This is a genomic window from Streptomyces sp. NPDC026062 (genome assembly GCF_055568375.1).
The window spans coordinates 71,659-97,760 of record NZ_JBVHOQ010000011.1 but is presented as its reverse complement, the minus strand read 5'-3'; the positions used below and the strand labels follow the sequence as shown (position 1 = coordinate 97,760).

The window sequence follows — 26,102 nt, the reverse complement described above, 5'->3', positions numbered from 1 at the left end:
GGCGGATCCCGCGTTCGGAGGCGGCGGATCCGGAGGCTGATCACGGCCGCGGGCCGCACTCCGGGGTGTCCTGCGAGGGGCACGCGAAAGGGCCGCGGCTCGGAGGCCGCGGCCCTGGGTGAGGGTGAGGGGGTGCTCAGCTGTGGTTGTAGGCCACTAGCGAGATGCCGACGTAGTGGACGATGAAGGCCGCCAGGGTCAGCGAGTGGAAGACCTCGTGGAAGCCGAAGAAGCGCGGTGACGGGTTCGGCCGCTTGATGCCGTAGATGACGCCGCCGACGCTGTAGAGCAGCCCGCCGACGATGACGAGCACCAGCACCGCTATCCCGCCGGTCCGCATGAAGTCCGGCAGGAAGAAGACCGCCGCCCAGCCCATCGCGAGGTAGCAGGGGGTGTACAGCCAGCGCGGGGCGCCGACCCAGAACACCCGGAAGGCTATGCCCGCGACCGCCGCCGCCCAGACCGCCCACAGCAGCGGGGTCCCGGTGGCCTCGGGCAGCAGGAGCAGGGTCAGCGGAGTGTAGGTGCCCGCGATGATCAGGAAGATGTTCGCGTGGTCGAGCCTGCGCAGCACGGCCTCGCCGCGCGGCCCCCACGTACCCCGGTGGTAGACCGCGCTCACGCCGAACAGCAGGCACGCGGTGAGGATGTAGATCCCGCAGGCGATCCGGCCGCGGCTGCTGTCCGTGAGCGCGATGAGCGCGATGCCCGCGATCAGGACGGCCGGGAACATTCCGGCGTGCAGCCAGCCGCGCATACGTGGCTTCAGCTCGGCATGGGTGGTTGCGGCTGGTTCCAGCCCGGCGGTTTCGGGCGCGGCGGCGGCAGCAGTCATTCCCGCATCGTACCTACGCCACCGTAGGTATCGGATACGAGTGGCGATGCTCACGTGGGCGGCCCCCTGGACATATGGGCGGAACGGCCGGATGATCAAATGAGTGCGGTCGGCACCGGATGAGCGCCAGGGAAATTCGAAGGGGTAGAAGCATCCGGGTCGCGGCCCCCACGGGGCACCTACCAGACAGACACCCTCACCAAGGAGCGATCGTGGCGCGCGACATCGCGGCTCCCCTCACTGTTCCCACCCACCACCAGGAGCTCGTCTCCTGGGTCGACGAGATCGCAGCCCTCACCGAACCGGACCGGATCGTCTGGTGCGACGGCTCCGAGGCCGAGTACGAGCGCCTGTGCGGGGAGCTCGTCACCAAGGGCACGTTCACCAAGCTCGACGAGATCAAGCGCCCGAACTCGTACTACGCCGCATCCGACCCGAGCGATGTCGCACGCGTGGAGACCCGGACGTTCATCTGCTCCGCGAAGGAGGAGGACGCCGGTCCGACGAACCACTGGAAGGACCCCGCCGAGATGCGGGAGATCTTCGTGGGGGACAACGGTGTCTTCCGGGGCTCGATGCGCGGCCGCACCATGTACGTCGTGCCCTTCTGCATGGGCCCCGTCGGCTCGCCGCTCTCCGCGATCGGCGTCGAGATCACCGACTCCGCGTACGTCGCCGTCTCGATGCGCACCATGACGCGCATGGGCCAGGCCGTCCTCGACGAGCTCGGCACCGACGGCTTCTTCGTCAAGGCCGTCCACACGCTCGGCGCACCCCTGGAGGAGGGCCAGGAGGACGTCCCGTGGCCCTGCAACTCCACCAAGTACATCTCGCACTTCCCGGAGGACCGTGAGATCTGGTCCTACGGCTCCGGCTACGGCGGCAACGCCCTGCTCGGCAAGAAGTGCTACGCGCTGCGCATCGCCTCCGTCATGGCGCGTGACGAGGGCTGGCTGGCCGAGCACATGCTGATCCTGAAGCTCACGCCGCCGCGCGGTGAGTCGAAGTACGTCGCGGCCGCGTTCCCGAGCGCCTGCGGCAAGACCAACCTCGCCATGCTGGAGCCCACGATCTCCGGCTGGACCGTCGAGACCATCGGCGACGACATCGCGTGGATGCGGTTCGGTGAGGACGGCCGGCTCCACGCGATCAACCCCGAGGCCGGCTTCTTCGGCGTCGCGCCCGGCACCGGCGAGCACACCAACGCCAACGCCATGAAGACCATGTGGGGCAACTCCGTCTTCACCAACGTCGCGCTCACCGACGACGGCGACGTCTGGTGGGAGGGCATGACCGAGGAGCTTCCCCAGCACCTCACGGACTGGAAGGGCAACGACTGGACCCCCGAGTCCGGCACGCCCGCCGCCCACCCCAACGCCCGCTTCACCGTCCCGGCCGGGCAGTGCCCGATCATCGCGCCCGAGTGGGAGGACCCGAAGGGGGTGCCGATCTCGGCCATCCTCTTCGGCGGCCGCCGCGCCTCGGCCGTCCCGCTGGTCACCGAGTCCTTCGACTGGCAGCACGGTGTCTTCCTCGGAGCCAACGTCGCCTCCGAGAAGACCGCCGCCGCCGAGGGCAAGGTCGGTGAGCTGCGCCGCGACCCGTTCGCCATGCTGCCGTTCTGCGGCTACAACATGGGCGACTACATGAACCACTGGCTGAAGGTCGGCGCGGACAAGCCGGACCAGTCGAAGCTTCCGAAGATCTACTACGTGAACTGGTTCCGCAAGAACGACGCGGGCAAGTTCGTCTGGCCCGGCTTCGGCGAGAACAGCCGCGTTCTGAAGTGGATCGTCGAGCGCCTGGAGGGCAAGGCCGAGGGCGTCGAGACCCCGATCGGCATCCTGCCGGCCAAGGGCTCGATCGACACCGAGGGCCTGGACCTGTCCGAGTCCGACCTGGACTTCCTGCTCAACGTGGACAAGGAGGTCTGGCGCGAGGAGGCGGCGCTGATCCCCGAGCACCTGAACACCTTCGGTGACCACACGCCGAAGGGACTGTGGGACGAGTACCGCGCGCTGGTCCAGCGCCTGGGCTGACCGTCCCCCCGATCTCCGCGGCCCGGCTCCCGACATCCGCCCTGACCTGTGGGGTCAAAGGCCTGCCGCGGCAGGGGCGTGCACGAACACGCCCCTGGAGTGGCCCCCGGAACCTGATGCGTTCCGGGGGCCGCTCCCGTTTCCGCGCCAACAGCGTCCGTTTCCGGGTACGGCTCCGGTGGTGCGGGCCCGGTGGTGCGGCTCCGGTGGTGCGGCCCTCGGTGCGGTGCGGCCCGGCGGTGCGGGCCTTCTGGCGGGCGCTGACGTGCAGAACCCCGCTCCGCAGGACGGCTGTCCCTTCGGAGCGGGGCACGCATGGGTGGCACGGCCCGGCAACACGCCGACACGGCCTGCCGGCACCGATGGCCCGGCATGACTGGGTGGCACCCGGTCCACGCGCCTCGACGGCCCGTGGACCGGGGCCGTCAGAGGGCGCCGACCAGTCGCGACGGGGTGGCGGTGGTGTCGGCGGCGGCCGGAACCGCTGCGGTGTGGGCGTCCATGCGCTCGGCCGAGAGGATCGCGACCACGGTGTCCGCGCGGGACGCCGCCACCACCAGGGCCCGGCCCGCGAGGGCGTGGGCGCGGCGGTGGAGGGTGGTGGCGGGCGCGTCGCTCAGACCGGCGTGCCGGGCGGGCGGGGCGCCGCGCAACCGGGCGACCTGCTCGGCGATACGGTCGCCCGCCTCGCCGAGGCCCAGTTCGTCGGTGACCGCGAGCAGCGCGGCGAGGTGTCCGGCGAGCTGGATGTCCAGCTCCTCCTCGCGGGTGCGGTGCGGGAAGTCGCCGGCGTGGTCGGCCGGTGTGTGGACCGATTTGGTGCGGATCGGTTCGTACATGGATGGCCTCCTGGTGGTGCTGTGGGGACCATCCTAGCTTGGATTCAGTCTAAAGTTGTCTTTCTTCGAGATGGCGGGTGTCGGCGATGCCTGTGCGGGGTCGGACCCGCCTTTGTGGGGTCGGACCTGTCCGTGCCGGATCAGACCTGCCCGTATCCGTCCAGGAAGCGGGCGATCCGCCCTATGGCGTCCGTCAGGTCCTTGGCCGACGGCAGCGTCACGACCCGGAAGTGATCGGGATCCGGCCAGTTGAACCCCGTCCCCTGCACCACCATGATCTTCTCGGCCCGCAGCAGGTCGAGGACCATCTGCCGGTCGTCCTTGATCTTGTACACCTTGGGGTCGAGCCGGGGGAAGAGATACAGCGCCCCCTTCGGTTTCACGCAGGTCACGCCCGGAATCTGCGTCAGCAGGTCGTACGCCACGTCCCGCTGCTCCAGGATCCGGCCGCCCGGCAGCACCAGGTCGTTGATCGACTGCCGCCCGCCGAGCGCGGTGGCCACGGCGTGCTGCGCGGGCATGTTGGCGCACAGCCGCATGTTGGCCAGGATCGTCAGCCCCTCGATGTACGAGCCGGCGTGCGCCTTCGGCCCGCAGACCGCCATCCAGCCCGAGCGGTAGCCGGCCACCCGGTAGTTCTTCGACAGCCCGTTGAAGGTGAGCACCATCAGATCGGGGGCGATGGCGGCGGTCGGGGTGTGGGTCGCTCCGTCGTACAGGATCCGGTCGTAGATCTCGTCGGAGCAGACCACCAGGTTGTGGCGACGGGCGATCTCCGTCAGCCCGCGCAGCATCTCGTCGTCGTACACCGCACCCGTCGGATTGTTCGGGTTGATGATGACGAGGGCCTTGGTGCGGTCGGTGATCCTCCGCTCGATGTCGGCCAGGTCCGGCATCCAGTCCGACTGCTCGTCGCACCGGTAGTGCACGGCCGTGCCGCCGGCCAGTGAGACGGACGCCGTCCACAGCGGGTAGTCCGGGGCCGGGACGAGCACCTCGTCGCCGTCGTCGAGCAGCGCCTGCATCGACATCTGGATCAGCTCGGAGACGCCGTTGCCCAGGTAGACGTCCTCGACATCGAGGTCGATGCCCTTGGTCTGGTAGTGCTGCATCACCGCCCGCCGCGCGGACAGCAGACCCTTCGCGTCGCCGTAGCCGTGCGCCCCGGACAGGTTGCGCAGGATGTCTTCGAGGATCTCGGGCGGGCATTCGAAACCGAACGCGGCAGGGTTGCCGGTGTTCAGCTTGAGGATGCGATGACCTGCTGCTTCCAGCCGCATCGCCTCTTCGAGCACGGGGCCCCGGATTTCGTAACAGACATTGGCGAGCTTCGTGGACTGGATGACCTGCATGTCTGCGAGCTTACGACTGTGTTTCGCGGGCCGCCCGGCCTTTCCCCCGCCGGTCACCCAGCCGGGTCCGTCCGCCCGCCGCCCCGGCTTCCATCGCCATGTGCCCGTGCCCGGGAGCCGTGGGAAACCGGGGCGCGGACCCGGCCTCGGCTTGGAAAGCGGTGGAACCGGGGCGTGACGGACCGGGGCGGGTGAGATGCGCCACGGCGCCCCGGGGTCCGGCCGTCCGGTCCGCCCCTGGCCACGCTCCGCGGGTCCCGTTCCTCGGTCCCGTAGCCGTCCCTGCTCCTCCTTCCCCTTCCCCTTCCCCTTGTCCTCGTCCTTGTCCTCGGCGGCGGCCAGGTGCGACAGCCGCCGGCCGTAACCCGCATGACGGGCCGGCCGCCCCCGTCGTAGGGTCCCGGCCATGGACTGGCATGCGTGGCACGACGCGTACGATTCCCCCGATTCATGGCTGACACGGCGGCTGCGCACCGTCCAGGACCGGATCCGGGAAGCGCTGGACACCGCGCCGCCGGGCCCGCTCGTGGTGGTCAGCGTGTGCGCGGGCCAGGGGCGCGACCTCGTCGAGGTACTGGCGGACCACCCCCGGCGCGACGACGTCCGGGCCCGGCTGGTGGAGCTCGACCCCGGAAACGTGGCATACGCGCGGGATTCGGCCCGCCGGGCCGGTCTGCCGCAGGTGGATGTGGTGACGGGCGACGCCTCGCTCACCGACCACTACCTCGACCTGGCCCCGGCCGATCTCGTCCTGGTCTGCGGTGTGTTCGGCAATGTCGTCGACGCCGGCATCGAGCGCACCGTCGACACCTGTACCCGGTTGTGCCGGACGGGTGGCACGGTCGTGTGGACACGTCATCGCCAGGCGCCCGACCGGGTGCCGCTGGTCTGCGACTGGTTCGAGGAGCGTGGCTTCGAGCGGCTGTGGCTGTCGGACCCGGACGCGGGCTTCGGTGTCGGCGCGCACCGGTTCACGGGCGGGAAGGACGGGGCGGGCGAACTTCGCGCCGGGCAGCGGATGTTCGACTTCGTCGGGTACGACGTACTCAAGGCGGCGGAGGCGGCGGAGGCGGCCGGGGGCCCGGCCCACTCGGCCCCGTCCCGGGCGCTGGCCCATGTCGCGTCCCTGTCCTCCGGGCGGCCGGTCGACTCCTCGCTCCGGCTGACGCTGAACTTCCACCCCGACCGCGAAACGGCGGGGCGGCTCGTGCTGGACGCCCTCGCGAAGGACGGTGTCTACCAGTCGCAGTTCGTGACGGGCACCAGCAACGGCGGCCTCACCGCGCACCCGGGCGGCGACCGGTGGCGCTGGGAGAGCCGGATCTTCGGCGGTGCCTACGACGACGTGCCGGGCGGACAGCGTCCGGTGTACGGGGCGCTGAATTTCCGGCGCGCGACCATCGGGGCGGCACCGAGGTTCGGCTCGGCACACCTCAGGCTCACCGCCGGGGCCCTGTCGCGTGCGACCTTCTGCTATCCGGACAGCGCCGCCGAGCCCGCCGACTTCGGCGTCGCGGCCGGCATGCACCTGATCGAGCTGGCCGAGGCGGACGACCAGGACGCGCTGGACGACTACGTCGAGGCCCAGATCCACGGCCCTGTCCTGCTGGGCCGGCATGTCGAGGCCCTCGTCCTGGACCCCTGCTACCGCGACACCCCGGTGGAGGCGGCGGCCCGCGCTCTGCCGTTCCCCACCGAATGGCACGGCGGGTTCCGGCTGACCGTCGAGGAGCTGCGCCGGCACGGCGACTACCGCGGCGAGGAGTTCGTCGCCCTCGGGGCGGAGATCGCCGAGGACGGGGTCCTGGACCCGCGGATCATCGGTGACGCGGCCCGCGCCGGACGCCATGACCTCCAGGCCCTGAAGCGGGTCTGGCACTGTCTGGCCCGCTTCGGCGCCCCGGCCCGCTGACGTGCCCGGCCGGGCCTGGCCCGCTGCGGCGCCCCGGCCCGCCCCGCCCCGCTGACGTGCGGGCCGGGCCGGGCACAGGATGTCGGGTGGGGCAGGGGGGTTCCTTCCTGGCGTGGTGGACGAAGGGAAGGAGACCCGGGTGCTGGAGCGGCTGAACGAAGCCATGGATCACATCGAGCTCCGTCTCGACGGTCGTGTCGAGGCCGCCGAGCTGGCCAGGATCGCGATGACCTCGGAGTACCACCTGCGGCGGATGTTCTCCGCACTTGCCGGGATCCCGCTGTCGGAGTACATCCGGCGCCGGCGGCTCACGGTCGCGGGAGCCGAGGTGCTGGCCGGTGAGCGGACGCTGCTGGATGTCGCGGTGCGGTACGGCTACGCCTCGGGCGAGGCGTTCGCCCGTGCGTTCCGGGCCATGCACGGCATCGGTCCCGGCGAGGCCAGACGCACCGGGGCCGCTCTGCGGTCCCAGCCCCGGATGTCCTTCCGCCTCGTCGTCGAAGGGACCAGCAGCATGCGATACCGGATCGTGGAGAAGGGGAAGTTCCATGTGGTGGGGAGGAAGGCGCGCGTACCCCTGGTGCATGAGGGGGTGAACCCGGCCATCGCCGAGTTCGTCCGGAGCATCGGGAAGGAGACGCTGGAGCGCATCGGGAGCCTGTCCGACCAGGAGCCGGCGGGGATCGTCCAGGTGAGCGACGACCTCGCCGAAAGCAGGGCCGAGGGTACCGAACTGGACTACTACCACGGGGTGGTGAGCTCCGCGCCCGTCCCCGACGACCTGGACGCGCTCCCGGTGGCGGCGGGCACCTGGGCCGTCTTCGACAGTGCGGGCGCCTTCCCGCAGACGCTCCAGTACCTGTGGCGCGACGTCTTCACGGAGTGGTTCCCGTCCAACCCGTACCGGAGCCGGCCGGGGCCGGAGATCCTGCGTGTCCGTGTCTCGCCGGACGGGGAGCGGGCGGAAGCACAGCTGTGGATCCCGGTGGAGCGGACCGGGGTCCGACGGGCGGCGCCTCTCCCGGCGTGAGCCCGAACGGCCCGCGCCTCACGGTCTGTTGAGCAGGCCGCGGGGCGCGGGCCGTCCCCCGTGAGAGCTACGCGCAGGTGTCCACCGCGCGGTGACGACTCGGGCCCGCCGGATCCGTAGCGTCGGAGCGAAGCCGCGGGCACACCGTCCGCGGGTCCCGCTGAGGAGTTCTCATGAGAGTGGTCTGGCAGCTCGCCGCCGTTGCCGCGGTGGCGATGATCGGCGGTCGGTGCACCGCCGCGGTGGACGGGAATCCGTGGCTCACGCTGATTCTCGGCCTTCTGACGGCCGTGCTCGCGGTGCCGGTCTACCGGTGGGTGGTGGGGCGGACCGAGCGCCGCCCGGTCACCGAGCTGTCCCGGGAAGGCGCGGGGGCGGGTGTCGGCCGGGGGGTGCTGATCGGCGTCGCGCTGTTCGGGGCCGTCATCGCGAACATCGCACTCCTCGGCCACTACACGGTCGAGGGGCTGGGGACCGTCCCGGGCGCGGTGGGGCTGACCGGCTTCATGGCCGCCGCCGCGGTGACGGAGGAACTGCTGTTCCGGGGCGTGCTGTTCCGGCTCCTGGAGGAGCGCGTGGGCACCTGGCTCTCGCTGACGCTGACGGGCGCGCTGTTCGGCCTGGTGCATCTGTTCAACCCGGACGCCGATCTGTGGGGCGCCGCCGCCATCGCGATCGAGGCCGGCGGCATGCTCGCCGCCGCCTACGCGGCCACCCGCACGCTGTGGCTGCCCATCGGTGTGCACTTCGGGTGGAACTACGCCGCGTCCGGCATCTTCAGCACGGAGGTCTCGGGCAACGACACCCAGCGGGGACTGCTGGACTCCGTGATCTCGGGCCCGAGGCCGGTCACCGGCGGCGCCTTCGGACCCGAAGGCAGCGTGTACGCGGTGGCGTTCGGTGTGGTGCTGACCGCCGTGTTCATGTGGCTGGCCCACTGGCGCGGCCATGTGGTCCCCCGTCGGCGGCGGGCCGTCCGGGCCGAGGTCACCACTACAGTTTCCCGGTGACCAGCCTTCCGCGCCTTCCCGGGCAGTGGCGCCGGCTCGACATGACCCTGCGTGATCTTCCGCTCGGGCTGTTCCTGCTCGCGGCATCGCTCGTGCCCGCGCTCCACAGCCGGGGGACCCAGCTCGGCGGGATGCCCGCCCACCCCTTCGACGCGCCGGCCGTCGTGGTCGTGGCCCTCGAATGCCTTCCGCTCGCCGCGCGCCGGCGGTGGCCGGCGGTCTGTGCCGCCCTGGTGTCGCTCGGCTTCGCCGTGGACCAGCTCCGCGGCTACCACCTGGTCGCGGGTGCCGCGCTGCCCATCGCCCTGCTGAGCGCGGGGTCCCATCTGGAACGGCACCGGCGGGCCGTCGTGCTGCTGCTCTCCGCGGCGTACGTGCCACTGGCGCTCGTACTCCTCCGGTACGGAACCGGTGAACCTCCCATCGATTTCGTCACGTTCTACCTGGTGCTGGCCTTCGCCTGGGGCGCCGGGGCGTGGCTGCGGTCCACCCGCGGGGCGGAGAGCGAGCGCCGCCGCCGCGTCGCCGAGGACACCCTGGTCGCCGAACGCACCCGGATCGCCCGCGAACTCCACGACGTCGTGACCCATCACGTCACGGCGATGGTCGTGCAGGCCGAGGCGGCCCGCTACCTGACCGCCGCACCCGAACGGCTCGACGAGACCCTGACCGCCGTCACCGACACCGGCCGACGGGCCATCGCCGACCTGCGGCATCTGCTCGGCCTGCTCGATCCCGGCCACGGGGCCGAGCCGAGGACACCGGCCGCCGGACGGGTCCTCACCCTCGTGGAGCAGACCCGCCGCGCGGGGCAGCCGGTGGAGTTCACCGAGGAGGGCACCCCGGCCGCAGCGACCGGCAGCGCCGAGCTCGTGGCCTACCGTGTGGTGCAGGAAGCGCTGACGAACGCCCTCAAGTACGCGCAAGGAAGCCGTACTTCGGTTCAGGTACGGCACAGTGGAAGAGGGATCACGGTGGAGGTCTCCACGGACGGCTCCGGCACGCGGGCTCCGGTCCCGGGCGGGAGCGGGCGGGGCCTGGTGGGGCTGCGCGAACGGGTCGGCGTCCTGGGCGGCGAGTTCAGCGCCGCCCCCGGCGCGGACGGCGGATTCGTCGTCCGGGCCCGCATACCCGCGGGGGGCGCCTCGTGACCGCCCCGGTCCGGGTCCTCGTCTGCGACGACCAGATCCTGGTCCGTACCGGACTCGCCACGATCATCGACGCCCAGCCCGATCTCGAAGTGGCCGGCGAGTGCGGTGACGGGCGGACGGCGGTCGAGATGGCGGGCCGGCTGCGGCCGGACGTCGTGGTGATGGACATCCGCATGCCGGTGCTCGACGGCATCGAGGCCACCCGCCTGCTGGCCGGCGCCGGGGTGCCGGACCCCGTCAAGGTGCTGGTGGTGACCACGTTCAATCTGGACGAGTACGTCTACGAGGCGCTGCGCGCCGGAGCGAGCGGCTTCCTGCTCAAGGACGCGCCGCCCGCCCGGCTGCTGCACGGAATCAGGACGGTGCTGACGGGGCAGGCCCTGCTGGACCCCGAGGTCACCCGCACGCTGGTCGGCCGGTACGCCGCCCGGATCCGGCCCGCCGGCGGCACCCCGGACGACATCCCGCTGACCCCGCGCGAACTGGAGGTCCTGCGCCTCATCGCGGACGGCTTCTCCAACGCCGAGATCGCGGGGGCCCTGCTCATCAGCCCGGAGACCGTCAAGACGTTCGTGTCACGCATCCTCGCCAAACTCGGACTCCGTGACCGTGTCCAGGCCGTCGTGTACGCCTACCGACAGGGCCTGGTGACCTGAATTCGCCCCTTGTGGGCTTCCCTCCCGTGCGCCACCATGCGCATGTCAAACCGGAAGAACTCCGGTCGCAGAGGCTTCCCACGCTCTGCGCAGGTCACTTGAGGGGACCCCCACATGAAGAAGCCTCTCGTCGGTGCGCTGTTCGCGGTGCTGCTCCTCGGAGCCGGCACCGTGCCCGCGGCAGCGGCCACAAGCCACGACGCGGCAGCGTCCGGCACGTTCGGTGCGGCGGCGTCGGCCGGCCACGCGGCGGCCGACGCGGTGTCGTCCGGCCGGGCGGCCACCCAGGCGCAGGTCAAGCCCAAGGCCGTGAACTTCGCCGGAACCGTGGCGCTCAGCAACTGTTCGGGATCGGTCGTCCGCACGCCCGCCTCCCAGCCGGGCGACCCCGCGCTCGTACTCTCCAACGGCCACTGCCTGGAGTCCGGGTTCCCCGGCCCCGGCGAGGTCGTGTTCAACAAGTCCTCCACCCGCAGCTTCACCCTGCTGAACTCCGCGGGCACCGGCGTCGGCACGCTGCGGGCGAGCAAGGTCGCGTACGGGACGATGACGGACACCGACATATCGGTGTACCAGCTCACCTCCACGTACGCCCAGATCGAGAGCACCTACGGCATCAAGGCGCTGGAGCTCAACACCGCGCACCCGGTGCAGGGCACCGCGATCACCGTCGTGTCCGGGTACTGGAAGCGCACGTACAGTTGCAACGTCGACGGCTTCGTCTACCGCCTCAAGGAGGGGGAGTGGACCTGGAAGGACTCGGTCCGCTACACCTCCGCCTGCCAGACCATCGGCGGCACATCCGGTTCGCCGGTGATCGACAACGCCACCGGCAAGGTCGTCGCCGTCAACAACACCGGCAACGAGGACGGGCAGGAGTGCACGGACAACAACCCCTGCGAGGTCGACGAGAACGGGCAGGTGACGGTCCGCGAGGGCATCAACTACGCCCAGGAGACCTACGGCATCGTGCCGTGCATCGGAACCGGCAACGTCTTCGACCTCAACCGTGCGGGCTGCACACTGCCCAAGCCGTGACGGGTGCGGCGGGGCGGGACGATGCGCCCGCCCCGCCGCCGTTCTCGCTCGGGTGACGCCCACCTCAATGGGCGATAAGTCCGGTATGCGGCGATACGCTCCGTGCATGATCCCTCACGTCCTCCCCCTGGCGGCATCCGGCCTGAAGATCGACTGGACCAGGATGCCGACGTACAACACCATCATGTCGGTGGCCGCCGGCGCCGGACTGCTGCTCGTGGTGGCGCTCGGGTACCAGCTCCTGGCGCCCGGGCGCACCGTCACCCCGGAAGGCTGGGCCCTGGCGTTCGGAGCCATCGGCTTCACCCTGGTCACCACCGGCCTCCACATGACCCTGACCTGGCCCCTCGCCGGACAGGGCTTCCCGTTCGACAACGTCATCTTCGGTGAACCGGCACTCGCCTTCGGCGTCTTCCTCCTCGCCGCGAGCTTCTACCTCTGGAAACGCGGAGCCGAGATCAACGACGCCGACCGCGTCGCCCGCGCGGCCCGCGTCTCCGGGCCCCTCTCGGTCTTCGTGTTCGGCCTCGGGCTCGCCTGCTTCGGGATCGCCGCCGCCGGCTGGAAGTACACCCTCTTCGCCGCACCCCCCGAGGAACCCATCTCGGGGGAGTTCGCCGACTGGCCGATGCTGGAGGCGAGCTTCATGTCGGGCCTGTACGTCCTGGTCGGCATCGGCGCGCTGCTGTTCCCGTTCGCGCTGCGCAGGCCCCGGACCTGGATGACCCCCGTCATCGGCGTCGTCTGGGCACTGGCGGGGCTGGCGTTCCTGTTCTTCGGCGGGCTGAACTACTTCACCCACATCGGCCTCATCGTCAACACCATGTGAACCAGCCGTCCGGGCCTCGGCGGTCCCGGCCGCCGAGGCCGTCCGGAGCGGCAGGGGGGTCACCCGCCCCCGTTCCGCCGCCGCCCCGTCGACCGCACCGACCGGCCGGCCAGTACCTGTGTGCGCTTCCCGTCCTCGATGACGAAGCGGCCGTCGATCAGCACGTGCGGAATGCCGACGGGCAGGGTGCGGGGCTCCTCGAACGTCGAGCCCGCCGCCACCGTCGACGGATCGAAGAGCACCAGATCGGCGCGGTAGCCCTCGCGTACGTACCCCCGGTCCGGCAGCCGCAGCCGGGCGGCCGGGCGCGAGGTGAGATGGGCGACGCACTCCTCCAGGGAGAGGACGCCCAAGTCCCGTGCGTACCTGCCGAGATACTGCGGGAACGTGCCGTACGCCCGGGGGTGCGGCTTGTCGCCCTGGAGGATTCCGTCGCTGCCGCCGGTGTGGACGCGGTGGCGCATGATCTGCCGGACGTTCTCCTCATGGCCCACGTGCTGGAGGATCGTCGTCCCGAGCCGGTCGTCCAGCAGCAGCCGCCGTGCGGTCACCCAGGGCTCCTCCCCGCGCAGCCCGGCCGACTCGGCCACCGTACGGCCGACGTGGTGCGCGAGGTCCGGCGTGCTGACGCCGGAGATCTCGATGGTGTCCCACTCGATGGGCACGCCGTGACAGCCGTCCGAACCCACGACCTCCAGGTCGTGGCGGATCCTCGCCGCCGTCGCGTCGTCGGCCAGGCGCGTCAGGACCGACTCGGGGCCGCCCTCGCTCGCCCAGCTGGGCAGCATGGCGACCAGGGTGGTGCAGCCCGGGGTGTACGGGTAGGTGTCGAGGGAGATGTCGGCGCCTTCGCCGAGCGCGCGGTCGAGGAGGCCGAGCAGCTCCGGGGCGCGGCCCTCGTTCACGCCGAAGTTCATGGTGGCGTGGGCGAGATGCAGGGCGCAGCCCGCGGAGCGGGTGAGCCGCACCATCTCCTCGTACGCCTCCAGCGCGCCCGCGCCGTACGAGCGGTGGTGCGGGCAGTAGTAGCCGCCGTGCTCGGCCACCACCCGGCACAGGGCGGTGAGTTCGGCGTCGTCCGCGTACATGCCCGGGGTGTAGGTGAGACCCGAGGACATGCCGACGGCACCCTCCGCCATGGACCGCGCGACGAGTTGTCTCATCCGGGTCAGTTCGGCGTCGGTGGCGGGCCGGTCGTCCCAGCCGACCGCGTACATCCGGACGGTGCCCTGCGGGATCAGATAGGCGGCGTTCACCGCGATGCCCCGGCCGTCGAAGTTGCGGTCCAGCCGGTCGAGGTACTCGCCGACGGTGCGCCAGTCGAAGTCGATGTCGCTCCCGTCGCCGTTCCACCCCGTGATGGAGCGCCGGACCTCGGCGAGCGTGCGGTCGTCGACGGGGGCGTACGACAGCCCGTCCTGGCCCAGCACTTCGAGGGTGACGCCCTGTGCGGCCTTCGCGCTGTGGTCGGGGTCGCGCAGCAGGGCGAGGTCGCTGTGGGCGTGCATGTCGACGAAGCCGGGGGAGAGGGCGAGGCCGTCGGCGTCCAGCGTCCGGGCGGCGCTGGGGCGGGGCCCCGGGGAGTCCGCGCGGTGGATCTCCGCGATGCGGCCGCCGGTGAGGGCCACGTCGGCGCGGTAGGAGGGGGTGGCGGTGCCGTCGATGACGCGGGCGTCGCGGATGACCAGGTCCATGAGGGGATGCCTTTCGGGGGCCGGCCGGCCGGGGGGTGGGGCACGGCGCCCGTCCCCCGCGCACCGGCCGGGATCATCGGGATCAGAAGAAGGTGCGGACGTAGTCCGTGACCGTGCCGTCGGCCTCCACCAGCGGGATCAGCTGCCACTTGTCGAAGCTCGTGCAGGGGTGGGACAGGCCCATGCCCACCCAGTCCCCGACCTCCAGCTCGGCCCCGTCGTCCGTCCGTACCCAGGTGTGCTGGTCCGACAGGCCGGTGACCTCGATCCCGGTCGCCGCCCGCACCGAGCCGTCGCGCCCGGACCGCACGACCTGCGCCCGGGGCAGATCGAGGTCGTAGGCGGCGTCCCGCTTGCCCGCGTTCAGGAACGCCTGCCCGGCCGACGGGCGCGAAACGACCTGGGCCCAGAGCCGGAAGGCGGGCCGCAGCGCGCCCTCCTCGGGGACCCGGTTGAAGGGGGTGAGGTGGCGGTAGTGCCCGTCGTCGTGCGAGACGTACGCTCCTGAGCGGAGCAACTTGAGTACAGGGGAGGAGAGTTCGGGGATCTCCGCGAACACGTCCGCCACCGCGTCGAACCACGCGCTGCCGCCCGCACTGATCACGATCGGCTCATCGGCGGCCGACGCGGCGAACCGCCCAGCCGCGTCGAAGCCGGCGGCCAGCGCGACGAGCCGGCGCAGCCAGTCCCGTACCCGTTCGCCGGTCGCGTCCGGCACCTCGCCCTCGTAACCGGCCACGCCCACCAGACGCAGCGTCCCGGCGGCGGCCACCGCGTCGGCGACCGAGGCGCAGTCGGCCTCGGTACGGGCACCCGTGCGGGCACCCTCGCCCGCGCCGAGCTCCACGACGACGTCCACCGGACGGGACGCGCCCGCCGCGCTCAGGGCCTCGTCCATCAGCTCGACGCCGCGCACCGAGTCGACGTAGCACAGGAAGCGGAAGTCCGGGTCGGCGTCGAGCTCGCCCGCGAGCCACCGCAGCGCCGCCGCGTCGACGAGTTCGTTGGAGAGGAAGATGCGCTGGATTCCGAACGCCCGGTAGACCCGCGCCTGGTGGGGTACCGCCGCGGTGATGCCCCATGCGCCGTGCTCCAGCTGGCGGGCGAAGAGCTGCGGCGACATGGAGGTCTTGCCGTGCGGGGCGAACGCGAGGCCGTGGCGCCGGGCGTACGTCTCCATCAGGGCGAGGTTGTGCTCGACGGACTCGGCCGACAGGGCGAGCACCGGGGTGGTGAAGCCACCGGTGAAGAGGTTGCGCCGCTCGGCGGCGAGGCCGCCGACGGTCAGGCCGGCCGCGTCGGGCGGGAGCGCCTTGAACCGGTGGTCGACCCGTTCGTCGGCGAGCGCGGCGAGCGCGGTTGCGGATGCGGCGGGTGCGGCAACGGGGCGTTCGGCGGCCATGGGGGTGCCTCCTCGATCGAAGTCATGCGAAGCCGTGTGAGGTCGTGCGGAGTCGTGCGAGGTCATTCGTGGTCATTCAGGGCCGTGCGGGGGAATTCGGGGTCATGCGGAGTCAGGTGAAGTATTCGGCGTCATGGTGCGTCATCGGGTGTTTTCGGGATACCGGGTGTTACTGGTCGTCATGCGGAGAGGGTGTGCCGGGCTGCCACATTGTCGTTGCAGCATATGCAACACCCATTGCGCATATCGCTCAAGGGTGTCTAACATCCGAGCCGATGCCCGGTCAATGACGAGACCCGGTGCCACCCCGCCCGCCCGATTCCGAGGAGCCCGAGTGTCCGGAACCCCGGCCAGGACCGATGCCGAAGCGACCGCCGATGTCGTGTGCCTCGGTGAGTCCATGGTGACGTTCCTGCCCTCACGGCCCGGACGCCTCGCCGACGTTCCGTCCTTCGGCCGGGGCATCGGCGGCGCCGAGTCCAACGTGGCCTGCGCCCTCGCCTCGGCCGGCCACCGCGCGGCCTGGGTGAGCCGGGTCGGAGCGGACGGCTTCGGCGACCACCTCGTCGAGGCGGTCTCCGCGTACGGCGTCGACACCTCCGCCGTGCAGCGCGATCCGTCCCGGCCCACGGGCATCTACTTCCGTACGGCGACGGACCGCGCCACCGACGTCCACGAGGTGGCGTACTACCGGGCCGGGTCCGCGGCATCCGCGATGTCCCCCGCGAACGTCCCGTACGGGGCCCTGCCCGGCTGCCGGGTCCTGCACCTCTCCGGTATCACCGCGGCGCTCTCCGCCGACTGCCTGGCGCTGCTGCGCGAGCTGACCGCCCCGCGCCCCGGCCGCCCGCTCGTCTCCTTCGACGTCAACCACAGGCCCGGCCTCTGGCGGACCGCCGACGCGTCCCCCGGCGTCCTGCTGGACCTGGCCCGCCGTGCCGACCTCGTCTTCGTCGGTGACGACGAGGCGGCGGAGGCATGGGGGGTGAAGGGCGCCGACGCGATCCGCGAAGCGCTGCCGGAACCCGCGGTGGTGGTCGTGAAGCGGGGCGCGGAGGGGGCGACGGTGTTCTCCCGGGAAACGGGCCCGGCCGACACGGTCACCGACGTCCCCGCCCTCCGGGTCGACGTCGTCGCCCCCGTCGGTGCCGGTGACGCCTTCGCCGCCGGGTTCCTCTCGGCCACCCTGCGCGGGCTGCCCGTCCGCGACCGGGCCCGGCACGGGCACCTGATGGCCGCGGCCGTCCTCACCGTCCCCGGCGACCTCACCGACCCGCCCGGCCGCGACCGGGCGGACCGGCTCGCGGCACTGAGCGACGCCGACTGGGGGAGACTGCGTCTCGGCCCCGGGTGGACGGGGGACGACACGGAGGTACGTACGACATGAGCGAGCGCAGCGGGCGGCCGGACACGAGGGGCGTCACCGGCGGACACCGGGCCGAGAGCAGCGGGGCACGGGCATGAGCCAGACCGTCGACCGGGCACTGAGCATCCTGCCCCTGCTCGCGCAGGGACCCGCCGACCTCGGGCAGGTCGCCGAGCGGCTGGGCGTCCACAAGTCCACGGCCCTGCGCCTGCTCCGTACGCTCCACGAGCACGGGCTCGTCTACCGCCAGCAGGACCAGCGCTACCGCCTCGGCGCGCGGCTCTTCGCGCTCGCCCAGGAGGCCGTCGAGAACCTCGACGTACGGGAGATCGCCCACGCGCACCTCGTCGAGCTCAACGCGAACTGCGGACACACCGTCCACCTCGCCGTGTACGAGGAGAACGAGGTCCTCTACATCGACAAGGTCGAGAGCCGCTACCCGGTCCGGATGTACTCCCGTATCGGCAAACCCGTCGCGATCACCGTCGCCGCCGTGGCCAAGCTCCTGCTCGCCGACCTCTCCGAGGCCGAGCGGCGCTCCGTCGCCGAGAAGCTCGACTACCCCATGTACACGTCCCGTTCGACACCCGGACCCGGCGCCTTCCTCAAGGAACTCGCCACCGTGCGCGAACAGGGATGGGCCACCGACCTCGGCGGCCACGAGGAGTCCATCAACTGCGTCGGCGCCCCCATTCGCGGCGCGGACGGGCGCGTCGTCGCCGCCATGTCGGTCTCGGCGCCGAACGTGGTCGTCACGGCCGAGGAACTTCTCACTCTGCTCCCTCTGGTCCGTCGCACCGCCGACACCATCAGCCGGGAGTACTCCGGCACCAACCGACCCAAGAAAGTCTGATCAGCGATGACCGACAGCATCAGCAGTACCGAAAAGACCGCGAAGACCCCGCTCACCCCGAGCACCCACACCACCCCGCCCGCGAAGTTCTCGCACGGGGTGCGGAAGGGGAACATCCTCCAGGTCGCCGGCCAGGTCGGCTTCCTGCCCGCCGTCGAGGGCCAGGCCCCGACCCCGGCCGGCCCGACCCTGCGCGAGCAGACCCTCCAGACCTTCGCCAACGTCAAGGCGATCCTGGATGAGGGCGGCGCGAGCTGGGACGACGTGATGATGATGCGCGTCTACCTCACGGACGTGGACCACTTCGCGGAGATGAACGAGATCTACAACGCCTACTTCGGCGAGCAGAACCTCAAGGAGGCCCCCGCCGCCCGCACGACGGTCTACGTCGGCCTGCCCAAGGGCCTGCTCATCGAGATCGACGCCCTCGCGGTCCTCGGCTGAGCCCGGACCCCTTGCCGCACCCGCACCACCGCACCACGCACGGCACGGCCCCCCGCCCCACCGGGGTGCCGTGCCGCGCGCCACCCTGCCCGCGTTCCATGGACGACAACGGAGTTACCCATGCTGCTCGCCGCAAGCCCCCCACCGGCCGAGACGCCACCCCACACCGGCGGTCTTCTCCTCCTCATAGGCGGGACGGCCGGTCTGCTGACCATCGCCGTCCTCGGGATCGCGCTCCTCCTCTTCCTGATCATCAAGGTCAGGCTTCAGCCGTTCGTCGCGCTGCTCGCCGTCTCCATAGCCGTCGGCCTGGGCGCGGGTCTCTCCGTCACCGAACTCTTCGGCACGGTGCAGAAGTCCGCTGCCGTCTCCGTCATCGAATCCGGCATGGGCGGCATCCTCGGCCATGTCGCGATCATCATCGGCCTCGGCACGATGCTCGGCGCGATCCTCGAAGTCTCCGGCGGGGCCGAGGTGCTGAGCGCCCGGCTGCTGAACCTCTTCGGGGAGAAGCGCGCCCCGCTCGCCATGGGCCTGACCGGTCTGATCTTCGGAATCCCGGTCTTCTTCGACGTCGGCATCTTCGTCCTCGCGCCGATCGTGTACGCGGCGGCCAAACGCTCCGGCAAGTCGGTCCTGCTCTACGCGATGCCGCTCCTGGCGGGCCTGTCCATGACGCACGCGTTCCTGCCGCCGCACCCCGGCCCGGTCGCCGCCGCCGGCCTCTTCCACGTCTCGCTCGGCTGGGTCATCCTGATGGGCGCCGTCGTCGGCATCCCGTCCGTCCTGGCCGCCTGGGGCTACGCCGCCTGGATCGGGAAGCGCATCTTCGTCGACGTCCCGCAGGACATGGCCGACGCCGCCGAGGAGGCGAAGGCCGCGGTCGTCGCCGAGCAGCGGGCCGCCGGGGTCACCCCGCACGAGGCGCCCGTCGCGCTCTCCACCGTTCTCGCGATCATCGGCACCCCGCTGGTGCTGATCCTCGCCGCGACGTTCTCCTCCATCGCGCTCGACCCCTCGACGCTCCGCTCCGTCATCGAGTTCTTCGGCAACCCGTTCGTCGCCCTGACGATCGCGCTGCTGCTCGCCTACTACCTGCTCGGCATCCGGCGCGGCTGGTCCCGCAAGTCCCTCGAATCGGTGTCGACCTCGTCCCTCAAGCCGGTCGGCAACATCCTGCTCGTCGTCGGCGCGGGCGGCATCTTCGGCGCCGTCCTCAAGAGCAGTGGCATCGCGGACGCGCTCGCCGACACGTTCAACGACGTCGGCCTGCCCGTCATCCTGCTCGCCTGGCTGATCTCGGCGGTGCTGCGCATCGCCCAGGGCTCGGCGACGGTCGCCATCGTCACCACCGCCGGCATCGTGGTCCCGCTCGTCGAGGACCAGGACTTCTCGCAGCCGCACCTGGCGCTGATCATCATGGCGATCTCGGCGGGATCGATCATCGCCTCGCACGTCAACGACGGCGGATTCTGGATGGTGTCGAAGTACTTCGGCATCTCCGAGCGCGACACCCTGAAGTCCTGGACGGTCCTGGAGACGGTCCTGTCGGTCGCCGGGTTCGCCGTGGCGGCGCTGCTCAGCCTGGTGATCTGACCTCCGGGCGGCGGCCGGTCGCGATCCGGCCTCCGGGCGGCCGGTCGCGACGGCGTCCCGCCGTCGCGACCGGCCCCGCCCCCAGGTGCCGGTTCAGGCCGCCGACGCGCAGATGATGCTCCGGCCCTGGTTCACCGGCCAGTACCAGAACCGCTCGCCCTGCCCGGCCGGGCAGGTCCAGTTCTGGCCCGCCTTCGGAGCCCGGTAGAACCCGGTGATCCGCAGGATCGACTGCCCGGCCACGGGAACGGTCGACGCGTTGCAGCGCCAGACCACCGTCAGATCGGCACTGGTGGCCCCGGTGACGTCCGCCGGGAAGCACTGCCCCACCTGGTACACCCGGCCGAGGCAGAGCGTCCTGTCGATCCCGTCGTCACCGGACCTGCTCCACCAGGTGTAACCCGCCCCGGTGTCGCAGGAACTGGAGCCCCCGGAAAGGCTGCTGACGCGATTGACGCGCATGTACGCGTTCGAGGCGCCGCAGTTCACCCGGATCGGGCGGTCGGCGCTCATGTCGTTGTGGCCGTCGTTGTACACGTTGAGACAGTCACCGGCGCGCACCGCCGCGAATGCCCGGTCGGTGGCATCCGGCGTGGGGCTGGGGGTCGGTGTGGGTGTCGGCGTCGGGTCGGACTCGGCATCGCCGCCGGAGTCGTCGGTTCCGCTGTCCGTGCTGCTGCTGTTGCTGTCGCGGGCTGTGCCGGAGCCGTCCGTATGCGTGTTGAGACCGCCGGACGATACGGTGCCCGAACTGCCGCCCGAGGACGAACTGCCGCTACCAGAGGCGTTGTTGGCGGTCGTGCCCCAGGGATGCCAGATCAGCAGGGCGATGACGGCGGCCACGGCGAGCAGACAGCCCAGACCCGACGACTTGCCCGAGGAACCGGTACTCGGAGGTGTCGGGCGCGTGCTGTCCGGGGCGGACGGCGGGGCACTGGGCGAGGACGCGCGCGCACGGGCCGTACGCCGGGCCGCCTCCCGCTCGGAACGCCTCCGGGCCTCCCGCTCGGCCGCCTCCCTGGTGGCGCGTTCCCGCTCCGCCCGGCGCTCGGCCTGCTGCCGTGCCTGATCGCGCTCGGCCCGCTCGTGCTCCTGGGCCGCGCGTTCCCGCTCCGCCCGGCGCTCGGCCCGCTCGCGCTCGGCACGCTCGTGCTCCTTGGCGGCACGCTCCCGCTCGCGCCGGGCGCGGGCGGCCTCCTGGCGCTGGGCGGCCAGCCGCTCGGCCTCCATGCGGGCGGCCTCGACGCGCTCCTGTTCGCCACGTTCCTGCTCGGCCTGCTCCGCCCGCTGCCGCTCCGCCAGTTCGGCGAGGGCCGCCAGGTCCGGCCGCGCCCGTGCGCGGCGGGCGCGGTCACGGGCGGCGCGGGCCTCCCGCTCCGGCGGGTAGACGAGCGTCGGGGGAGGCGGGGGCGGGACCACGCGCGTGCGCTGGACGACGGGCCGGGTGGCGGCGTTCGACGGGTGGGACGGGGCGGACGGGCCCGACGGGGGCCGCCGGTTGGTGTGCCGGTCGTTCGCGAGTTCCAGGCCCTGGGTCGCGTACGCGCCGATCAGCGCCGTCCACCGGGGCGGCAGCCACCGGGTGCCGCCCCGGGACACCGGCAGACCGGCCTGGGCCTCGCGGAAACGGGCGAGCAGGTCCGCCGGTTCGGGGCGCTTGTCCGGGTCGAGGGACAGACACGGCCGGATCGTCGCCACGAGCTCCTTCGGCAGCCCGCCGAGGTCGAGTTCGCCGCGCTGGACACGGGCCAGCAGGGCCAGCGGGGCGCCGTCCATGACGTAGGGAGGCCGTCCGGTGGCGAGCAGGAAGAGCGTCGCGCCGAGCGAGTAGACATCGGAGGCCGCGGTGGACTCCTCACCGCGGGCCTGTTCGGGCGAGGTGAAGGGGATCGTGCCGATCGTGAGCCCGGTGAGCGTGAGGTCACTGGCGTGCGAGATGCCGAAGTCGATGACCCGGGGTCCGTCCAGCGGCAACAGCACGTTCTGCGGCTTCACATCGCGATGGACGATCTTCACTCCGTGCAGGGTGACCAGGGCCTCGGCGGTACCGGCGGCGATCCACCGCACGGCGGACGCCGGAAGCACCCCGCACTCGCTCACAAGCCTGGAGAGCGGCGGGGCGGCGATGTAGTCGATGGCCATCCACGGCCGCTCCGCGTCGGGGTCCGCGTCCCGGACACGCGCCGTGTACGCGCTGGCGACCCGCTGTGCGACGGCCACCTCACGGGCGAAGCGCCGGCGGTCGACGTCGCTGACGTTGCCCTCGGCCAGCAGCGTCTTCACGGCGACCAGGGCGCGTCCGCCGCGCTCGTCGCTGCGGGCCAGATAGATCCGCCCCATGCCTCCGGACGCCAGCCGTCCGATCAGCCGGTACGGTCCGAGCGCCCCCGGATCGTCCTCGCTCAGCGCCTGAACCCGCGCCCCCGTCATCTCTCTCCCCCTGTCGCGCCTTCACAGCAACGGTGCCACGAGGCTGCCCCAACAGCCATGGGGCGCGGCAACTCCCCGGAACTCTGTTGCGGGTCCGATACAGGCCCGGGACGCCCGCCCGGCCCCGCACATGCAGCAGCGCCACCGGGGGAGCGGCGGCGCTGCTGGTCAGTGAGGCCGGACGGGCCCGGCCGGGCCCGTCCGGGCGGTGTTACGGCAGGGCGTGGACGTGCGGGCCGACCGCGTTCGACCAGGCGTTGCCGGACTTGGCGTCCCAGTTGGTCGACCAGGTCATCGCGCCACGGATACCCGGGTAGGTCTTCGACGGCTTGAAGGTGCCGCAGCCGGTGCCCTTGGCGAGGCAGTCCAGGGCCGCGTTCACGACCGAGGGGGACACGTAACCGCTGCCCGCGCCACTCGTGGAGGCGGGGACGCCGAGGCCGACCTGCGACGGGTCGAGACCGCCCTCCAGCTGGATGCAGGCGAGCGCGGTGAGGAAGTCGACCGAGCCCTGCGAGTAGACCTTGCCGTCGCAGCCGAGCATCGAACCGCTGTTGTAGTACTGCATGTTGACGACGGTCAGGATGTCCTTGACGGCGAGCGCGGTCTTGAAGTACTCACCCGAGGTCGACTGCATGTCGATGGTCTGCGGGGCCATCGTGATGACGAGACCGGAGCCCGCCTTCTGCGACAGCGAGCGCAGCGCCTTCGTCATGTACGTGGAGTTGAGGCCGTTCTCCAGGTCGATGTCGACGCCGTTGAAGCCGTACTCCTGGATGAGGGAGTAGAGCGAGTTGGCGAAGTTGGTGGCGGAGGCGTCGCTGTTGACCGAGACGGACCCCTTCTCACCGCCGACCGAGATGATGACGTTCTTGCCGGCCGCCTGCTTCGCCTTGATGTCGGCCTTGAACTGGTCGACGGTGTAGCCGTTCAGGCCCGCCGAGTCCAGGTTGAAGGTGACGGCACCGGGCGTCGCCGTGGCGTCGGCGAAGGAGACCGCGATGATGTCGTAGTTCGCCGGCACGTCGCTGAGCTTCTGCACGGTCGCGCCGTTGTTGAAGTTCTGCCAGTAGCCGGTGACCGCGTGCTTGGGCACGGAGGTGCCGGGGTTCGGGTTGCCGGTACCGGAGGTCGACGTACGGCCGCTGACCGTCGCGGACTTGACGGACTCGCCGGCCGCGTTGGTGGCGGTCACCGCGAACTGGTAGGCCGTGTCGGCGGCCAGCCCGGTGATCGTCGCCGAGGTACCGGTGGAGGTGGTGGCCTTCGCGCCGTCCTTGTAGACCGTGTAACCGGTCGCGCCCGAGACCGCGTTCCAGGACAGGGCGAGCGAGGACGACGTGGGCGTGCCCACGGCGAGACCGGCGGGGGCCGCGGGGATCACCGGGCCGGGGTCGGTGCCGCCGCCTCCGTCGGGTCCGGTGACCGAGACGTCGTCCACGACATAGGCGGCCTGCCCGTACCAGCCGTGCGTGTACACGGTGACGGAGGTGGTGCTGGGCCCGGTCGTGAAGCTGGTCGAGAGCTGGGTCCAGCTGCTGGAGCCGGGGGTCCAGGTCGCCACGTCGGTGGTTCCGGTGCCGCTGGCACCGAGGTAGGCGTAGCCGCCCTGGACCCAGGAGCTGAGCGCGTACGTGGAGTTGGGCTTCACGGCCACGGTCTGGGTGCACTTGGCGTTGTCCTGGCCGGCCGGGGTGGCCCGTAGCGCCGAGGTGCCGCCGTGCACGGGGGACGAGACGGCGGCGCCGGAGCCGCCGGAACAGGTCCAGTTGGCGAGGCCGGACTCGAATCCGGCGTTCTTCGCGACGTTGACATCGGCGGCCGAGGCGCTGCTCACGAGACCGGTGAGGGTCAGGGCGCCGGCGGCGACGACGGCCATGGCGGATCCGAGGAGCGGGCGGCTGTGCCGTCTGCCGCGGCCGGCTGCGGGGGATCGTTCCACTTGCTGCCTCCGTGGGGGAGTCGGGGATGGCGGGGAGCGGCACGGGGATGCCGGGGGTGGTGCACTGGGGGTGCGGGTGTGGAATCGAGGAACGGTGGCCACCGCTGGGCGATAAAACTGGTCCAGACCAATCGAGTTGTCAAGACCTCTGGCAGTGAGTCATCACAAAGAGGCGTGCGGGAGGCGTGGTTGGCGGGGGCGTGAGCTCCGGCGCGTGAGCCCCCCGAGGCGGGCGGGGGTGCCATCCCGGAGGTGCTGTTGATGGCGCCGTCGAGTGCACCGGTCATGCGGATCGCGTTGGGCCCGGGGGACCCAATCAGGGCCCAGAGTTCACAGTGGGCCCATCAGGAACAGCGGTGGCTGTCGCGTGAATGCGCTCCCACGCCTCTGACGTGCATAAAGGCTGACGAGGATCATGAATAACCCGTGGAGGGAATGGGTATTCGATTAAATGGTACGGACTTTAACAACTGGCCACTTGGGCCGATTTGTCACGCGAACGTCCGGAAGGGCTCCGTGGGCCCGTCCGTACTGGGTCCTGGAAGGTGTTCTCTACCTCGCATTACGTGGATAAAGTGCTGATGCGGGAGCGCCTGTGTGGAGGAGCGCCTGACGAGAGCGATTGCGGCCGGCGGTATGCGGCGGCCGGAGCCGAACGGGGAACAGCGTGCCGACAGCAATAGCAGTGACAAGCGCTGACCTGGTGCTGTCCCCGGCCGATCAGCAGACGCCCACGGCCGTGGTGCTGCGCGCTCCCGATGAGCAGTCGCTCGAACAGGCGGTGGGCGACATGCACGTGCTTCTGGAGCAGCACGGCTACGTCGTCGCGCTCTACCCCGCCAGCATCAAGCCCGCCCATGAGCGGAGGCTGCACGCGATCCGCGCGGTGATGGAGAGCGACCGCATCGCCCTGCTCAAGGTGGATCTGCCTCCTCTGGGGCTCGCCGTACTGGTGCGCCAGCTCCGGCAGTTGTCCATCTGTGACTTCAGTGCCGGAGTCGTCGCCTCCGCGGCGAGGCTGCTCTCCCACTACATCCACTCCGGCGCACTCCTGAACTCGGTCACCAAACTCGACCGGGTGCCGGTCAGCCTGAAGACCCACGCGAAGTCCTGGGTCCCCGGCTCGCAGTTCGGCGTGGTGGCCAACCCGGAACCCCAGCTGATCAAGCTCGGCTCGGGGGACCTGACCGGGCCGGAATTCGCCACCCACCTGCTGGTGGCCAAGGGGCAGCTGCAATCGGACTGGGTGACGGCCACCGTCGCCCCGGCCTGGGAGGTGCAGGCAGTGCATGAGGCACCGCTGCCCGCCGAATCGCCTTCCTGGTGGGGAACTTCGAAGATGATCGAATTCGCCGCCTTTCTGCCCGATATTTCACTGATCTATCAGCTGGTTTCTTCGGTTCGCAGGGAGGTCTGTACCTGGTGCGGAAATGAACTCATCGGTGACCGCTGTGGTCTGTGCGCGGCTCCGCTGAAACCGCCGGAGAGCCACACGCGCGGCTCCGGTGTCCTGAGCCAGGGAACGCCGATGCGCGACGGGGCGTGAGCCACCGCGACGGCGGCGCACCCCTGATGCCCCCACATCCCGGAGAACAGTGCACGGCGCCGGCCCGGCCCCAAGGGCGGCGCCACAGCGAGACCAGTGACGGCTCGACCCCGCTCCGCCCCTCACTCCGCTTATCAA

Annotated in this window: 20 protein-coding genes and 1 pseudogene; 14 read left to right on the top strand and 7 right to left on the bottom strand. The window is 71.2% G+C overall.

What is annotated here, in order from left to right; genetic code table 11:
* Positions 1 to 136 precede the first annotated feature (136 nt).
* The gene (gene trhA, locus ACZ4LX_RS12725; RefSeq protein ID WP_467643266.1) at positions 137 to 835 is read right to left on the bottom strand and encodes a PAQR family membrane homeostasis protein TrhA; all 699 of its coding nucleotides are present in this window, start codon (positions 833 to 835) and stop codon (positions 137 to 139) included.
* 212 nt (positions 836 to 1,047) lie between these two features.
* On the opposite strand from trhA, the gene ACZ4LX_RS12720 reads away from it, so the two are divergent.
* Positions 1,048 to 2,874 (top strand): phosphoenolpyruvate carboxykinase (GTP), encoded by a 1,827-nt coding sequence (locus ACZ4LX_RS12720; protein WP_467643269.1) that lies wholly within the window; start codon positions 1,048 to 1,050, stop codon positions 2,872 to 2,874.
* Between the two features lie 425 nt (positions 2,875 to 3,299).
* Here the strand turns inward: ACZ4LX_RS12720 and ACZ4LX_RS12715 are convergent, their stop codons facing one another.
* Positions 3,300 to 3,713: an SCO4983 family protein gene (locus tag ACZ4LX_RS12715; RefSeq protein WP_467643272.1), complete on the bottom strand. Its 414-nt coding sequence runs from the start codon at positions 3,711 to 3,713 to the stop codon at positions 3,300 to 3,302.
* Positions 3,714 to 3,853: 140 nt separating this feature from the next.
* Positions 3,854 to 5,065 (bottom strand): pyridoxal phosphate-dependent aminotransferase, encoded by a 1,212-nt coding sequence (locus tag ACZ4LX_RS12710; protein WP_467643274.1) that lies wholly within the window; start codon positions 5,063 to 5,065, stop codon positions 3,854 to 3,856.
* A 406-nt stretch (positions 5,066 to 5,471) separates the two neighbouring features.
* On the opposite strand from ACZ4LX_RS12710, the pseudogene ACZ4LX_RS12705 reads away from it, so the two are divergent.
* From ACZ4LX_RS12705 to ACZ4LX_RS12670, 8 genes and pseudogenes are all read left to right on the top strand, one after another.
* Positions 5,472 to 5,891 (top strand): annotated as a pseudogene (locus ACZ4LX_RS12705) (class I SAM-dependent methyltransferase); the annotation flags it as partial.
* A gap of 282 nt (positions 5,892 to 6,173) precedes the next feature.
* Complete coding sequence (locus tag ACZ4LX_RS12700) at positions 6,174 to 6,977, top strand: DUF3626 domain-containing protein (RefSeq protein ID WP_467643479.1); 804 nt, start codon at positions 6,174 to 6,176, stop codon at positions 6,975 to 6,977.
* Positions 6,978 to 7,116: 139 nt separating this feature from the next.
* Positions 7,117 to 8,007 carry an AraC family transcriptional regulator gene (locus ACZ4LX_RS12695; RefSeq protein ID WP_467643482.1) on the top strand — a complete coding sequence of 297 codons (891 nt, stop codon included), beginning with the start codon at positions 7,117 to 7,119 and terminating at the stop codon, positions 8,005 to 8,007.
* Between the two features lie 173 nt (positions 8,008 to 8,180).
* The gene (locus ACZ4LX_RS12690) at positions 8,181 to 9,017 is read left to right on the top strand and encodes a lysostaphin resistance A-like protein (RefSeq protein ID WP_467643276.1); all 837 of its coding nucleotides are present in this window, start codon (positions 8,181 to 8,183) and stop codon (positions 9,015 to 9,017) included.
* Positions 9,014 to 10,168, top strand: a complete 1,155-nt coding sequence (locus tag ACZ4LX_RS12685) for a sensor histidine kinase (protein ID WP_467643279.1) — start codon at positions 9,014 to 9,016, stop codon at positions 10,166 to 10,168. The genes ACZ4LX_RS12690 and ACZ4LX_RS12685 overlap by 4 nt, the downstream gene beginning before the upstream one ends.
* Positions 10,165 to 10,824 (top strand): response regulator, encoded by a 660-nt coding sequence (locus ACZ4LX_RS12680; protein WP_467643281.1) that lies wholly within the window; start codon positions 10,165 to 10,167, stop codon positions 10,822 to 10,824. The genes ACZ4LX_RS12685 and ACZ4LX_RS12680 overlap by 4 nt, the downstream gene beginning before the upstream one ends.
* Before the next feature lie 114 nt (positions 10,825 to 10,938).
* Entirely contained in the window at positions 10,939 to 11,862 is a 924-nt protein-coding gene (locus ACZ4LX_RS12675; RefSeq protein ID WP_467643283.1) for a S1 family peptidase, read from the top strand.
* Between the two features lie 106 nt (positions 11,863 to 11,968).
* Entirely contained in the window at positions 11,969 to 12,691 is a 723-nt protein-coding gene (locus ACZ4LX_RS12670; RefSeq protein WP_467643286.1) for a DUF981 domain-containing protein, read from the top strand.
* 59 nt (positions 12,692 to 12,750) lie between these two features.
* On the opposite strand, the gene ACZ4LX_RS12665 is transcribed toward ACZ4LX_RS12670, so the two are convergent.
* On the bottom strand, positions 12,751 to 14,385 hold the full coding sequence (locus tag ACZ4LX_RS12665; RefSeq protein WP_467643289.1) for an N-acyl-D-amino-acid deacylase family protein: 1,635 nt from the start codon (positions 14,383 to 14,385) through the stop codon (positions 12,751 to 12,753).
* Between the two features lie 82 nt (positions 14,386 to 14,467).
* Positions 14,468 to 15,787: an amino acid deaminase gene (locus ACZ4LX_RS12660; RefSeq protein ID WP_467643292.1), complete on the bottom strand. Its 1,320-nt coding sequence runs from the start codon at positions 15,785 to 15,787 to the stop codon at positions 14,468 to 14,470.
* A 334-nt stretch (positions 15,788 to 16,121) separates the two neighbouring features.
* Here ACZ4LX_RS12660 and ACZ4LX_RS12655 point away from each other — a divergent pair, with 334 nt between their 5' ends.
* The 4 genes from ACZ4LX_RS12655 (at position 16,122) to ACZ4LX_RS12640 (ending at position 20,046) form a co-directional block, all read left to right on the top strand.
* The gene (locus ACZ4LX_RS12655) at positions 16,122 to 17,174 is read left to right on the top strand and encodes a sugar kinase (RefSeq protein WP_467643295.1); all 1,053 of its coding nucleotides are present in this window, start codon (positions 16,122 to 16,124) and stop codon (positions 17,172 to 17,174) included.
* A 73-nt stretch (positions 17,175 to 17,247) separates the two neighbouring features.
* Complete coding sequence (locus ACZ4LX_RS12650; protein ID WP_467643298.1) at positions 17,248 to 18,006, top strand: IclR family transcriptional regulator; 759 nt, start codon at positions 17,248 to 17,250, stop codon at positions 18,004 to 18,006.
* A gap of 6 nt (positions 18,007 to 18,012) precedes the next feature.
* The gene (locus ACZ4LX_RS12645; RefSeq protein WP_467643301.1) at positions 18,013 to 18,450 is read left to right on the top strand and encodes a RidA family protein; all 438 of its coding nucleotides are present in this window, start codon (positions 18,013 to 18,015) and stop codon (positions 18,448 to 18,450) included.
* A gap of 120 nt (positions 18,451 to 18,570) precedes the next feature.
* The gene (locus ACZ4LX_RS12640) at positions 18,571 to 20,046 is read left to right on the top strand and encodes a GntP family permease (RefSeq protein ID WP_467643304.1); all 1,476 of its coding nucleotides are present in this window, start codon (positions 18,571 to 18,573) and stop codon (positions 20,044 to 20,046) included.
* Between the two features lie 93 nt (positions 20,047 to 20,139).
* Here ACZ4LX_RS12640 and ACZ4LX_RS12635 read toward each other — a convergent pair whose 3' ends face one another.
* Together ACZ4LX_RS12635 and ACZ4LX_RS12630 are read right to left on the bottom strand one after the other, a co-directional pair.
* Entirely contained in the window at positions 20,140 to 22,476 is a 2,337-nt protein-coding gene (locus ACZ4LX_RS12635; protein WP_467643307.1) for a serine/threonine-protein kinase, read from the bottom strand.
* A gap of 211 nt (positions 22,477 to 22,687) precedes the next feature.
* Positions 22,688 to 24,355: a chitinase gene (locus ACZ4LX_RS12630; RefSeq protein WP_467643485.1), complete on the bottom strand. Its 1,668-nt coding sequence runs from the start codon at positions 24,353 to 24,355 to the stop codon at positions 22,688 to 22,690.
* A 748-nt stretch (positions 24,356 to 25,103) separates the two neighbouring features.
* Here ACZ4LX_RS12630 and ACZ4LX_RS12625 point away from each other — a divergent pair.
* On the top strand, positions 25,104 to 25,964 hold the full coding sequence (locus ACZ4LX_RS12625; RefSeq protein ID WP_467643309.1) for a hypothetical protein: 861 nt from the start codon (positions 25,104 to 25,106) through the stop codon (positions 25,962 to 25,964).
* Positions 25,965 to 26,102 lie beyond the last annotated feature (138 nt).

What these genes read in the sequence shown, in the direction of transcription:
- trhA (WP_467643266.1), bottom strand. Translation starts at nt 835, where the DNA reads ATGACTGCTGCCGCCGCCGCGCCCGAAACCGCCGGGCTGGAACCAGCC.
- ACZ4LX_RS12715 (WP_467643272.1), bottom strand. Translation starts at nt 3,713, where the DNA reads ATGTACGAACCGATCCGCACCAAATCGGTCCACACACCGGCCGACCAC.
- ACZ4LX_RS12710 (WP_467643274.1), bottom strand. Translation starts at nt 5,065, where the DNA reads ATGCAGGTCATCCAGTCCACGAAGCTCGCCAATGTCTGTTACGAAATC.
- ACZ4LX_RS12690 (WP_467643276.1), top strand. Translation starts at nt 8,181, where the DNA reads ATGAGAGTGGTCTGGCAGCTCGCCGCCGTTGCCGCGGTGGCGATGATC.
- ACZ4LX_RS12675 (WP_467643283.1), top strand. Translation starts at nt 10,939, where the DNA reads ATGAAGAAGCCTCTCGTCGGTGCGCTGTTCGCGGTGCTGCTCCTCGGA.
- ACZ4LX_RS12670 (WP_467643286.1), top strand. Translation starts at nt 11,969, where the DNA reads ATGATCCCTCACGTCCTCCCCCTGGCGGCATCCGGCCTGAAGATCGAC.
- ACZ4LX_RS12665 (WP_467643289.1), bottom strand. Translation starts at nt 14,385, where the DNA reads ATGGACCTGGTCATCCGCGACGCCCGCGTCATCGACGGCACCGCCACC.
- ACZ4LX_RS12660 (WP_467643292.1), bottom strand. Translation starts at nt 15,787, where the DNA reads ATGGCCGCCGAACGCCCCGTTGCCGCACCCGCCGCATCCGCAACCGCG.
- ACZ4LX_RS12650 (WP_467643298.1), top strand. Translation starts at nt 17,248, where the DNA reads ATGAGCCAGACCGTCGACCGGGCACTGAGCATCCTGCCCCTGCTCGCG.
- ACZ4LX_RS12645 (WP_467643301.1), top strand. Translation starts at nt 18,013, where the DNA reads ATGACCGACAGCATCAGCAGTACCGAAAAGACCGCGAAGACCCCGCTC.
- ACZ4LX_RS12640 (WP_467643304.1), top strand. Translation starts at nt 18,571, where the DNA reads ATGCTGCTCGCCGCAAGCCCCCCACCGGCCGAGACGCCACCCCACACC.
- ACZ4LX_RS12635 (WP_467643307.1), bottom strand. Translation starts at nt 22,476, where the DNA reads ATGACGGGGGCGCGGGTTCAGGCGCTGAGCGAGGACGATCCGGGGGCG.
- ACZ4LX_RS12630 (WP_467643485.1), bottom strand. Translation starts at nt 24,355, where the DNA reads ATGGCCGTCGTCGCCGCCGGCGCCCTGACCCTCACCGGTCTCGTGAGC.